Consider the following 12709-nt stretch of genomic DNA (forward strand, 5'->3'; position numbering starts at 1 on the left):
TTTAAAAGGTGCTGATTACTGCACCTTTTTGACTGAATCTCTGATCATCAGCTCTGTGTGGACATAGATTTTTTCCATATGATCTTCTTCCTGCTCTTCACCGTTTATGACTGATAGGATGGCTTCTGCTCCAAGTGCACACATTTTTTCGATAGGCTTTTTTACCGTTGTCAGTGCAGGCGTGGTGTAGGATGAGAATGCTATATCATCAAAACCGATAATAGAGATATCACCTGGACACGTCTTGCCTTTTGCATATAAAGCATTCATCGCACCAATGGCCATGTCATCGTTAGAGCAAAAAAGCGCTGTTGGCGGATGATCAAGGGTCAGCAGGGATTCCATTGATTCATAGCCGCTTTTCATGTGGTAGTCGCCTGTGATCATATATTCTTTCTTCATAGGAATATGGTGATCAATTAACGCTTGGAGAAAGCCAACTTTTCTCTCCTGAGTCGATTTAAAGCCTTCTTTTCCTTCAATGATGGCGATTTGATGATGGCCTTGCTGAATGAAATAGTGCGCTGCCTGATATGCTCCTTGACTATCATCTGCTAATATATTCATCACTTCATTACTTTCTACACGGCGATTCAGCACAATGATTGGAATGCCCTGTTTCTTGACATGATGGATAAACGCTTCATCGTGCTCGCTTTGACTCATAAGCAAAATGCCATCGTAGCGCTGTTTATGAATGGTTGTGTAATCGTGAAAGTCGTCAATTCCCCTTACAAACAGATTATAATGCTCAGTCATCACGTTATTGACGCCCTTTAACGCATCTACAAAGAAGCTTGAAGATGTGCCTTCTGTTAAACTCGTAAAAAACAGACCGATTGTAAACGATTTTTGTGATACAAGGCCTCTGGCATGGACATTCGGTGAATAATTCAGCTGTTTTGCAATCGACAAAATCTTTTGTTTTGTCTTCTCTTTAATAAAAGGACTATTATTCAAAGCCCTTGATACCGTAGTATGAGAGACGTTTGCCAATTTTGCTATGTCTTTAATTGTGACTGTCATGCTATTCCGCCTTTTATGATTTTTTTCCATCTTATCATAAAACCGCTTTCATTTTCTTACCTTTTTCCTCATGTGATTTTACTTTGATGCTGGAGCTGCTTTGCCCGGTCAAATTGAAAATATTGCTTGGCATTTTCATAGCTGATTCCTTTCACGATCCCCCCTAACAGCTCAAGGTCATAGGGGACTTCTCCTTTTTCTACCCAATCTCCGATGATATCACAAAGCAGTCTTCGGAAATATTCATGCCTTGTATACGACAAAAAGCTTCGTGAATCAGTCAGCATCCCGATGAAACGGCTGATCAGTCCAATACTGGAAAGAGCCATCATCTGCTCTGTCATTCCTTGCTTCGTATCATTAAACCACCAGGCTGTGCCGTGCTGCATCTTCCCCGGTGTCTTCCCGTCTTGAAAGCTTCCAGCCAATGTTGATATCACCACATTGTCCCTAGGATTCAAGGAATAGAGAATGGTGTTTGGCAAAGCATCTTCTTGTTCTAAACGATCTAATATTCGGCAAAGCGGCTTTGCAATGTCCTCATCATTCATCGCATCATACCCCGTATCTGGTCCGAGCCGCTCAAACATTTTCGTATTGTTGTTTCTAAGCGCATTGATATGAAGCTGCATCGCCCAGCCACGCTCACAGTAAGCCTGACCTAGCATAATGAATGTCTCTGTTTTAAACTTGATCTTCTCTTCTTCCGTCAATGGATGACCAGACATTCTTTTATGAAAGATGGTCTCCACTTCTTCTTCTGTCGTTTCTTCATATGTCATTTCATTTATAGCATGATCTGAGATCAAACAGCCGTGTTCATGGAAGAAATCGATTCTTGCACGGAGTGCTTTTAAGAAGTCTTGGTAGGATTGTATTGGAGTAGCTGAAACCTCTGCCAGCTCGTGAACATATTTTGCAAACAGATCATTCGCTATATCGAGTGCTTTATCAGGTCGAAACCCTGGGAGCACTTGTACAGAGAATTCCTCTTCCCGCAGTTTTTGATGATAGTGAAGCGAATCGACCGGATCATCTGTTGTCACAACGGTTTCAACGTTTGATTTCACAATGAAGTCTCTCGCACCAAATCCCTCTCCTTGCAGCTTTTCATTGACTTTCTTCCAAATAATGTCTGCGTTTTTTTCGTTTAATAGGTCTTCGACTTCAAAATATCGTCTTAGCTCTAGATGAGTCCAGTGATAGAGTGGATTTCCAATGGTCATGGGTACGGTCTTCGCCCACGCCAAAAATTTCTCATGATCTGATGTATCCCCCGTAATGTGCGTTTCAGGGATGCCATTTGCTCTCATGGCACGCCATTTGTAATGATCTCCATAAAGCCATGCTTCGGTGATATTTTGGAAGGTTTTATTTTCATAGATGTCTTTAGGACTTAAATGACAATGGTAATCTATAATTGGAAGGTCCTTTGCAAACTCATGGTATAGCTTTTCCGCCGTTGGACTGTTTAGTAAAAACTGCTCATCTAAAAAGGCTCTCATCAAACTCCCCCATCCCTCTTATCGTATGAAAAATAATTTGTTCACGTTAACAATTTAATTGTAATCGTTTACAAAGTTGATTTCAATCCTAAAACAGGAAAAAACGATCTCCTTAAGAAAGGAAAATCGTTTTTTGCCTATTTTACAGAAGGTGATTTTTTAAGGATAATCGCAATAGTTGTTCCAGCACCTAGTTCACTTTCCACTTGAATATCACCGTCATGCAGCAAGACAAGCTCTTTTGCTATTGCCAGCCCAAGTCCTGTTCCATTCGTTGGGTCATTTGTATTTGTCCCTCTGTAGTAGCGGTTAAATAAGTGATCTACCGTTTCTTGTGCCATTCCGCATCCGTTGTCTTTCATTTCTATCCGAACTTCTTCATTTGTTTCAGATAAAACAGCTGTAATATGAGTGCCTTTTTGGTTATGCTTGACTGCATTCGCCAGCAGGTTCTCAATCACTCGTCTGAACCAGGCTTTGTCGATCTCAAACATGACACCGTTTGTTTGATCTTCAAAAGAGGATGAAAAATCCTCAGAAAAGGAGCTTCTTGAAAACTCGTCCATAATAGAGGCTAAAAATTCACCCAGCTCGACCGGCTTTCGATTAATAGGCAAGGCCCCATTTTTCAATCGGTACGTGAGGTTTAAATCCTCAATCAAGGTCGACATGTATTCTGATTTCTCACGAATCACCTGTCCCATTTCCATGACTTCTTCCTTGGACCATTGATATTGATCAGATTCAAGCATGAGCCCATAACCGTAAATCGTACTAAGAGGTGTTTTCAAATCATGCGACAATCCTGCAATCCATTCTTCCCTTGTGGTTTGAATTTTTCTTCGGTTTGCTTCATTCTCTTTTAATGTAAGCGTGAGCTGATCCATTGTTTTTAGGATATCCTCAAATAATCGGTATTCCCGCTTAATACGACCTTTTTTATTTTTACTGATTGGAATTCCTTTTCTATTTGTTGGTTCCTGCAATTTATTTCTAGATAAGAAAATCAGCCAGCGGATAATGTGATAGATCGGCAGACCATAGCGATACGAGTACCATAATGTCATGACGATAATAATAGTGAGTGCAAGACCTGCAATCAAGATGGTTCTATATTGATTTAAAGCATCTGTCTCTTTATCATACAATTCGTCTGGACTGTATACTTTGTTTGGTACCGAAACGATCAAATATAGACTTTTATTCACTCTGATATAAGATAGGTCACTTCTAAACTCCCAAGGCTTCGATTGGTACTTAAGCAATTCAACATCTGTTACGTTATGTTTCAAATCGTTTTTGGCTCGAATGCCTTTTAAGTATTTTCCTTCTTCATTAAACAGGTGTACCGATCCATTCATTCTTTTCAAGAATTCTATCGTTTCAAGCGAATATTGAGAAAGTGCAGCCAGATTTTTCTCATGCTGCTTAAGATAATTGGCTACCTTTGTGCTGTTCGTTTTGAACCCATATAACACGATAAAGCTTTCTTGATCAATCTCAATTGGCCAGAAGTACATCTTGTAATCTTTAAATTGTCTTTTTTCAAAGATCTTGATCATTTCATCCTTTTGATAGGATGTCGGAATATTTTTAGGAAGGTGATAGCTATATACGTTATGTTTTTTTGAATCAATCACTTGCAGCCAGCCGTCACGTTTTTTCACTGCTTGCTTGAGTTGATCTTCGGCTTCCATTTTGCCATCCTCGTTAAAATAGAGCCAGCTCATGAGTGTGTCCCCATCAGCCTTTGTTAAACCAGTTTCGGTCATATTCTCATAGTATTTTTTATAATATAGATTCTCAGTAAACGTATTCCCGATCAGCAGAATCGCAATGACGATAAACATCTGTCCGACAAAGTGAAAGAAAAGTTTTGTTCGTAAATTCATGAATTAATTAAGAACCTTCACAGGGTGCGGAATAAATTTATATCCCATACCACGGATGGTCACAATATATTCAGGCTGACTTGGATCTAATTCAATCTTTTCTCTCAGCTTTCGAATATGAACCATGACGGTGTTGTTATCACCATACGACGGGACGCCCCATACTTTCTCATAGATTTGATCTTTTGAAAGAACCACATTCGGATGATCACAAAAGTACTTCAGCAAGGATAGAAGCTGAGCTGAGCATGCCGTCATCTCTCCTCTCACTTTCAGTTCGGCTGAATGAGGATGATATGAGAAATGGGCATATTCATATTGGTTTTGAGCCTCTTCTTGCTCTTCCTGTAAGGAGATATATGTTCGGTTTAAGTGAGCCTTAATTCTAGCCACAAGCTCTAACGGATTAAATGGCTTTGTAATGTAATCATCTGCCCCCTGCGCAAAGCCGGTCAGTTTATCTACATCAGACGTTCTTGCAGTTAAATAGAAAATGGGTGCTTTCGTATATTTTCTCATTTCAGGAAGAACATCAAAGCCAGACTTACCGGGCATCATCACATCTAGAAGTAAGAGGTGGATGTCCTCGTTTTTGACAACATCTAATGCTTCATCTGCATGGTAGGCTTTATAAATATGCTTGAATCCTTCTTTTTTTAATACGCGTTCAACCATTTTTACAATTGCTTCTTCGTCATCTGCAATCAATATTTTTGCTGTTTCCACGCATCTCTTTCCTTTCTAGCTATGATCTCTAACCGTATATTACCATTGTCTAAAGTAAAAAAGTACCTCTTTTCTGCATAAAAGCGAAAAAATATCAACTGGAGAAAATGGCAGTACTAGGAAGTTTCAGAGACGCAAAAAACTCGGCTATTCCACCGAGTTCCTTTTACTTCTATTATCCATTCACAGCTTCTAGCTTTCTTTCATGATTCATTAAGTCATATGTTAAACAGATCGGCTTATTTGTTCTAGGATCAAGTACAATTTCTGCATCAATGTGGAATACCTGACCAAGCACCTCTTTGGTCATGACCTCATGAGGCGTCCCATCTTTGATGACTTTTCCTTGATTGAGGGCTATCATGTAATGAGAAAAACGTGCCGCATGATTCAAATCATGAATGACCATCAACACAGTTCGTCCCTGCTCTCTGTTTAACCGTTCTAACAGCTGAAGAATCTCGAGCTGATGCGCAAGATCCAAATACGTCGTTGGCTCATCTAATAGAAGAAGTTCTGTTTCCTGGGCAAGTGCCATCGCAATCCATACACGCTGACGCTGTCCACCGGAAAGTGCTTCAATTGGCCGGTCATGAAAAGCGATCATGCCCGTTTCCTCAAGTGCCCATCTGATGATTCGTTTATCTTCATTTGATAAGCGACCAAATCCATTTTGATGTGGGAAACGTCCATATGACACAAGCTCATACACTGTCAGTCCGCTTGGTGCTTCGGGCGTTTGCGGTAAGATCGCCATTTGTTTTGAAATTTCTTTTGTAGGCGTTTGATGAATAGCCTGGCCATTTAAGTAAACAGCTCCTTGATGGGACTTCATGATCCGGGACATTGTTTTTAAAATCGTTGATTTCCCGCATCCATTCGGCCCGATCAGTGTTGTCACCTTGCCTTTTGGGATACTGATATTTAAATCATCTACAATCAAACGGTCCTGATAACCGATACAAAGCTTTTCTGTTTCGAGCGATTTCATATGTTTTTCTCCTTTCTCATTAGTTCGTTTTCATCAATAAGTAAATGAAGTAAGGTGCGCCTAAAGCAGAAACGACAAGGCCAACTGGCACCTCTGATGGTGCAAGTATGACGCGGCCAAGTGTATCTGCCAGTAATAATAACAGTGCGCCAATCAACGCGGAGGCCGGTATCATTCCTTGATGCTTTGGCCCAACAAGCTTTCTCGCCAAGTGCGGTGCGGCTAACCCTAGGAACGAGATACTACCTGCAACAGCGACACTTGCACCTGCTAATGCAACGGCAATCAGCATCAGAAAGCTTCTTTCTTTATGAACCGAAATCCCTAAGCCATAGGACAGCTGGTCACCTAAATTCATGATATTTAAGTAGCGTGCTCTCACAAGCGCTAACACAAGGAAAATGAGCATCCATGGAAGAACAGATAGGACATACGTCCAGCTTGAGCCCCAAATGCTTCCTGATAACCACACGATGGCTTGGTTAAAATCATTTGGGCTCATTTTTAATTGAATGACCACAATTGCTGCTGAAAACGCAGCATTAACGCCAATTCCCGTTAAAATCAATCGAACAGGTGTGATGCCTTTTTTCCACGCTAACACATAGATGAGAAATGCAGCAAAGCCTGCACCTGCAAATGCGAAAAGCGGCAGTACAAAAATCGTCAAATTACCTAAGTTCGACATCGAGCCTTGGAATGCAAAGATAAAGAGCACAACGGCAAATCCTGCGCCCGCATTCACACCAAGAATACCGGGATCAGCCAAGCCGTTTTGAGAAACACCTTGCCAGATAGCTCCTGATACAGCGATGGAAGCACCAACAAGTAAAGCGATGATCATTCTTGGAAGTCTGAATTCGAACAGCACCAGCTCATTCATTTCACTTCCGAATCCAAAAAATGTTTTCAATGTATCTATCGGAGAAATACGAATTTCTCCGGTATTTAAACTAATCAGAAATACAGCGACGATGGCTAAAAAGATCATGAGCATCGTTCGTTTATATTTCTTTTTCTTTGCCTGCTGCACCATTTCCATTTAAATTCCGCTCCTTTCACGTCTAGCTAAATATAAGAAGAAAGGAACGCCTATAATCGCAGTAATGGCACCGACTGGCGTTTCAAATGGAGCATTGACCAGCCTTGCAGCAATGTCTGCATAAATTAACAAAATGGCACCTAAAATAGCTGAGCAAGGGATAATCCATCGATAGTCCACTCCGACCAAGAATCTAGTGACATGGGGAATGACAAGCCCGATAAAACCAATTGAGCCTGCCACCGACACAGCAGCACCGGTTAAAAGAATTACGACCAATATTCCTAGCACCTTGACCGTTTTCGTATACTGCCCGAGCCCTTTAGCCAATTCATCACCTAAGCTCAGTACAGTGATCGAGCGAGCAAGGATCATCGCAATCAAAAGTCCTGCAATGGCGACTGGAATAATGACCTGAATGTTGCTCCAATTCACACCTGCCACGCCGCCCGCATACCAAAAGCTCATGTCCTGAGCGACGTCAAACCGGATGGCAATTGCTGAAGAGATGGAGCTTAAAAGTGCTCCAACCGCCGTACCCGCTAGTGCGAGCTTCACTGGGGTCAGTCCTCCCTTAGACAGAGTACCGACACCAAACACAATAGATGCACCGAGTGCGGCTCCAGCAAATGACCAAAGAATTAATGTGAAAGAAGATTGGCCTGGGAAAAATGCAAATGCTATAGCAATCGCAAATGCAGAGCCATTTGTCACGCCCATAATTTCAGGAGACGCAAGCGCATTTCTTGTCATCCCTTGCATAATGGCACCTGATACGGCTAAAAAGGCACCGACGAGTGCAGCCCCAACTGTACGCGGCAGCCTCAATTCCCGGATGATTTGATGTGAGGTTTGTTGTGGATCAAAATAAAAAATGGCTTCCCATACAGTGTGTAGATGAATGTTTGCCGCTCCTAATGATACCGATAAAAATAGACCAAATGCTAAAGCGACGATTCCTATGATGACAACAGCTGCTGTTCCAAAGGGCTTCGTGACAATATCCATTGCATCGTCCTTGGCTGGCAGCTGTTTATTCGATTGTGAGCCCAAAACCAGTCTCTTCCTTTCCGTTCATATCTATTTCTTATCAGTGATAATGATTATCAATCTCGAAGTCTAGTATATCATTTTCTTTTCTTTTTGAAATCATTGTTCTGAACATTTTCTTTATTTTCATCAAAAAACCGGGAGAAATTCACCATTTTTCTTTAGGTCCTAAAATAGCCGATGCAATTTTCATTCCATCATGTTACGATATAATTGAAATTGAGAATCATTATCATAAGAAAGTGAATAGGAGAGAATCTTTGTGAAAAAACGATCTGGATTTCTTTTGATTTCCTTTGCCATTCTTATGCTTTTTACAGCTGCTTGCGGCAGCACTTCAAATAAAAAATCTGGCGCCAACCAGAATGACACAATCACCTATCAGGATGTCAAAGGTGAGGTCAAACTCCCTAAAGATCCGAAACGAATTGTGCTTCTGGCAGAAAGCTACTACGGAGATCTCGTGACACTTGGCAAGACGCCAATTGCTGCAACTGCACCCATCTTTAAAAACCCTTTCTATAAGGGAAAAACGGATGGTGTCAAAAACCTTGGAACAACCCCTTCTGTGGAAAAGGTAGCCGCTTTGAAGCCAGATATGATTATCGCTTGGGGAGAAGACGAGAAATTTGATCAATACAAAAAAATTGCTCCAACCGTTGCAATTAAATACAATCAATATTCCTTTAAAGATCAGCTAAAAGAATTCGGTAAAATGACAGGTACACCGAAAAAAGCAGCAGAATGGATCACAATATGGGATACAAAAATAGCTGAGGTAAAACCTAAAGTAACAAAAGCGGTCGGCAGCAAAACCGTTTCAATCGTGTCGCCTTTTGATAAAGGTATTTATATCTTTGGAAACACCTTTGCGCGCGGAGGCGAAATCATTTATGACGAGCTGAAATTACGTGCGCCAAAGGCAGTTAAAAAAGACGCTATCGACAGCGGTGTCGGCTATGCAAATATTTCCCTTGAAAAGCTGCCAGAATACGCAGGCGACTATATTTTCACTAGTCCATGGAGTGGTTCAAAAAGTAAAGGAGACCAAGTGTATGAAAGCAGCATTTGGACATCACTGCCTGCTGTACAAAATAAACACGTATTTGAAATCGATCCTGTCGGGTACTTCTTTAATGACCCAGTTTCACTAGAAGGACAGCTTGAGTTTATTGTGGACCGATTAACATCCGCATCATAAAAAAAACGTTTCTCCATTTCTGGAGAAACGTTTCCCTTATTCCGTTCCTTTGGCGAATCCTTTTGACATGAATGGATAAAGCAAAATACCTACTAAAAACAGACCGATGCCAAGTCCAAATGTTTTCAAATCAGCTGTGCCTGATATAATGACCCAAGCGGAATACCCCATCGCAACAAGCGCAATGATTCCGTCTCTTGTTCGCTTCCCTTTTTGAAGATCATACGTGTCACCTTGCATGATGACCTTAAAACTATAGATCGAAGACACAATATACGGAATGAGATACGCAAGTGTCGCTGATGTCGTTAAAAAGGTAAAAGCTTCATTAATCGTACGGGACATCACTGAGAAAATAAACAGTTGTGACATGATATTTGTAACCGTCAAAGCAAAAACAGGACTGCCTTTTTTGTTTGTTTTTGCAAATACTGCTGGGAAATCGCCAGCCTTTGCTGCTTGATACGGTACTTCTGAACCAAGTAAGATCCAGCCAAGCATCGAGCCAAATAAACAAATGATCGCAAGCAGTGCCATGACTATTCCGCCCGCCGGTCCAATAATGAGCTGAAGCACGTCAACGAATGGTTTATCTGAGCCTTGCAACTGATCATGCGGCAGGACGCCCATTGTAATCAATGTAATAATCATGTAGATGGAAAGTGCGATTAAAAGACCTGTAATCGTTGCACGTTTCACATCGCGCTGCGAGGATGCTCTCCCTGATAAAATCACAGCTGATTCGATGCCAATAAATGCCCATAGTGTGGAAATGGCCGCATGATGAATTTGGCCTCCAAGTCCGAGCACTCCTTCGCCTTCTGCTGCAACTGGGAAGTAATAATGTTCAAATAATGCCGTTTGGAATGCAAATAATCCCGCAACAATAAAAAGGACGAATCCAAGTACCTTTGAAAAGGTCGTAATAAAGTTTAACTTACTTGCAGCACTTAAGCTTGTAATTAAGATAGTATGTGTTCCCCAGAGAAGAATGGTACATACAATAAAGGTTGTCAGCTGACCAAGTGTGATCGCTTCTTTTCCAAAGGTGAAAATCTCCGTCTTCACGGTGAGAATAGGGAAAAATGTCGTTAAATAACCGGCAAGACTCGTAATAATTGCGACATTACTAATCCAGCTTGCCACCCAATATCCCCAAACCATTGTAAAACCGGCCGCTTTCCCTTTTTTCGGATCGTTAAAAAGCGCTCTTGCATAACTTTGTGGTCCAGCCGTCAGCTGCGGCTTATGAATGGACAAATGCCCAAAAACAAGTGCAATCATCAGCACACCGCCACCTGTGACAAGCCATGCCATCGTCACACCTAAAGGACTGGCATGCTGGGCAAGTGTACTTGGCAGCATAAAGATGCCTGACCCTACCATATTTCCGACGACAAAAGCCGTCAATAACCAAAAACCCCATTTTTTTGTCTGTTCCATTTCCGTACCTCCGTTATATTCACTTCGGACCAGACCCGGCAGTATCTTCATTGATATATTTGTGAAGCAATGACTTGTATTCTTTATGTTCATCATGGGTCACTTTCTTAACAGCATACCCTTATCTTAGATACTCAGAACATAAAAAAAAGCCTGAACAACAGTCCATGCTTTTCAAAACATACACCTTGATCTCCGGATAGCCCTCCACGCTTCAAAGACGTGGCAGTCCTGCATTTATTCAATGCAGACCCAGCATAAAGAAAGTTGGAGCTCTCTCTACACTTCGGCGCTGATGCCTTTTTTCTCATGATCTTCGATTCCATCTCTCCCATGAGTGACTCATCATCCGCGCAACCTCTACCTCACTGAGACATAGCGTGAGGATTTCTATTCATTTTTACTACACGAAGGTTATCAAACATTCTCACATCTGTCAAAGGGAAAAACATAGAAAAAAGGCAGAGAATCATTTCTCTGCCTATTACCTGCTTATTGATCGTTGTTTTTCTTCTTTTGTACAGCTTCCTGAAGCGGATCGCCTGCTAGCTCTTTGCTTGCTTCTTCTAACAGCTGATCTACTTGCTTGTGGTCTTGCTCGCTTTTCGCCTTTTTATCCTTTTGGAAAAATGACATCGCTGTTTCCTCCCTTTTCATAAAATGCGGTTGCCTGTATAATTTGTGCTACAGTGCGCCGCATTATACAAGGTGGAAAGGCTCAATCATCATGAAAGGTCTGTCTCATTTTTTGCAGATACGTCAAAAAGGTCTTTAAGTCTTCCTTTGTGAAGTCTGACATCATATGCTGAATCACCTTTCCGAAAAGACGTGTATGCTTTTCATAAATCGCTACCCCTTTTTCCGTAGCTTCTAACCGGACTAGCGTGGGGTCGTCTTTGTCACGTTCTCTCTGAATATAGCCCTGCTCACATAATTTATTGAGTGCAATGGAGGCTGCACCTGGGTTTAAGGAGAGTCTTTGTTTCAGCTCTTCGGCATGTGATACTTTGCCTTGTATCAAAATAGAAAGAGCATATATCTGCGGTGGCGTGATGTCTTTTTCTAACTCAAGTAACTTGCGGTTTAATTTACGGCTGACTTCATAATGTACGAGAACAATTTCTTTTAAAATGTCTGCATTACTCATCCGAATCGCATCCTTATCGTTAGTATCAACATGACTTCCCCCTTATTATAGAATGTTTTTCCAATCAGCCAACCCTTTTGTCCTCTTTTTCTTGAGAAATAAGCCTTGCTGAATGAATTCACCCTTGATATAGTGAGTACTTGAACAAAAGATAGAACAGGAGTACGCATCATGACAGGAAAAACACACATTATGGGCGGAATCGCCGCCTCAGCGGCCGTCGCCTACTACTACGGACTCGACCCAGTCATCATGGCTGCAGCTGGATCAGCAGGTGCTCTGATCCCCGATCTTTGCCATACAAAAAGTAAAATCGGCAGAAAATTTCCGCTGCTCTCGACACTAATCAGCAGCGTGTTCGGTCATCGCACGTTTACACACAGTTTATTATTTCTGCTGATCATTTATTTTCTCGCGACAACATACATTCCAAATGACAGCTTAAGTACCGGTTTACTCGTTGGAATGGCGAGCCACCTTATCCTTGATGCAGGAACAGTGAACGGCATTAAATTTTTATTTCCAGCTTCCATTAAAGTGCGTCTCCCCTTCTATGTCAAAACAGGCAGCACAGGAGAACAAATCGTACTAGCTGCTCTCACCGTCGTCACCTGCTATTACATCGCCGTCATCTGCGGCATATCTATCCCAATCCAGTTCTAACAGAATAAAAAAAGAGTTTTGCG

12 protein-coding genes and 1 riboswitch are annotated in these 12709 nt (G+C 41.6%); of the genes, 2 read left to right on the forward strand and 10 right to left on the reverse strand.

All coding sequences use genetic code 11. The features are described 5' to 3' along the window. Positions 1 to 15 precede the first annotated feature (15 nt). The 7 genes from MKZ03_RS15395 to MKZ03_RS15425 form a co-directional block, all read right to left on the reverse strand. A complete protein-coding gene (locus MKZ03_RS15395; protein ID WP_341032343.1) occupies positions 16 to 1026 on the reverse strand; it encodes a LacI family DNA-binding transcriptional regulator in 1011 nt (336 codons plus the stop codon). Between the two features lie 68 nt (positions 1027 to 1094). After that, positions 1095 to 2531: a glucuronate isomerase gene (gene uxaC / locus MKZ03_RS15400; RefSeq protein ID WP_340973723.1), complete on the reverse strand. Its 1437-nt coding sequence runs from the start codon at positions 2529 to 2531 to the stop codon at positions 1095 to 1097. Between the two features lie 137 nt (positions 2532 to 2668). Beyond that, positions 2669 to 4423: a HAMP domain-containing sensor histidine kinase gene (locus MKZ03_RS15405; protein WP_066030418.1), complete on the reverse strand. Its 1755-nt coding sequence runs from the start codon at positions 4421 to 4423 to the stop codon at positions 2669 to 2671. 3 nt (positions 4424 to 4426) lie between these two features. After that, entirely contained in the window at positions 4427 to 5149 is a 723-nt protein-coding gene (locus tag MKZ03_RS15410; RefSeq protein WP_034659958.1) for a response regulator transcription factor, read from the reverse strand. A gap of 175 nt (positions 5150 to 5324) precedes the next feature. After that, positions 5325 to 6140: an ABC transporter ATP-binding protein gene (locus MKZ03_RS15415; RefSeq protein WP_060597288.1), complete on the reverse strand. Its 816-nt coding sequence runs from the start codon at positions 6138 to 6140 to the stop codon at positions 5325 to 5327. A 19-nt stretch (positions 6141 to 6159) separates the two neighbouring features. Next, positions 6160 to 7182, reverse strand: coding sequence for a FecCD family ABC transporter permease (locus MKZ03_RS15420; RefSeq protein ID WP_307500229.1), 1023 nt, complete (start codon positions 7180 to 7182; stop codon positions 6160 to 6162). Beyond that, the gene (locus MKZ03_RS15425) at positions 7183 to 8235 is read right to left on the reverse strand and encodes a FecCD family ABC transporter permease (protein ID WP_307500230.1); all 1053 of its coding nucleotides are present in this window, start codon (positions 8233 to 8235) and stop codon (positions 7183 to 7185) included. Positions 8236 to 8494: 259 nt separating this feature from the next. On the opposite strand from MKZ03_RS15425, the gene MKZ03_RS15430 reads away from it, so the two are divergent. Continuing rightward, positions 8495 to 9433 (forward strand): iron-hydroxamate ABC transporter substrate-binding protein, encoded by a 939-nt coding sequence (locus MKZ03_RS15430; RefSeq protein ID WP_034659965.1) that lies wholly within the window; start codon positions 8495 to 8497, stop codon positions 9431 to 9433. Between the two features lie 36 nt (positions 9434 to 9469). On the opposite strand, the gene MKZ03_RS15435 is transcribed toward MKZ03_RS15430, so the two are convergent. From MKZ03_RS15435 to MKZ03_RS15445, 3 genes are all read right to left on the reverse strand, one after another. Further along, a complete protein-coding gene (locus tag MKZ03_RS15435; RefSeq protein ID WP_060597291.1) occupies positions 9470 to 10876 on the reverse strand; it encodes an amino acid permease in 1407 nt (468 codons plus the stop codon). A 192-nt stretch (positions 10877 to 11068) separates the two neighbouring features. Continuing rightward, a riboswitch (Lysine riboswitch) is annotated at positions 11069 to 11247 on the reverse strand. A gap of 121 nt (positions 11248 to 11368) precedes the next feature. Then, complete coding sequence (gene sspJ / locus MKZ03_RS15440; RefSeq protein ID WP_034659969.1) at positions 11369 to 11512, reverse strand: small acid-soluble spore protein SspJ; 144 nt, start codon at positions 11510 to 11512, stop codon at positions 11369 to 11371. An 82-nt stretch (positions 11513 to 11594) separates the two neighbouring features. Beyond that, positions 11595 to 12023, reverse strand: coding sequence for a MarR family winged helix-turn-helix transcriptional regulator (locus tag MKZ03_RS15445; RefSeq protein ID WP_034659971.1), 429 nt, complete (start codon positions 12021 to 12023; stop codon positions 11595 to 11597). Between the two features lie 171 nt (positions 12024 to 12194). Here MKZ03_RS15445 and MKZ03_RS15450 point away from each other — a divergent pair, with 171 nt between their 5' ends. Further along, positions 12195 to 12686, forward strand: coding sequence for a metal-dependent hydrolase (locus tag MKZ03_RS15450; RefSeq protein ID WP_307500231.1), 492 nt, complete (start codon positions 12195 to 12197; stop codon positions 12684 to 12686). Positions 12687 to 12709 lie beyond the last annotated feature (23 nt).

The organism is Bacillus sp. FSL R5-0431 (assembly GCF_038002985.1).
Lineage (GTDB): Bacteria > Bacillota > Bacilli > Bacillales > Bacillaceae > Bacillus.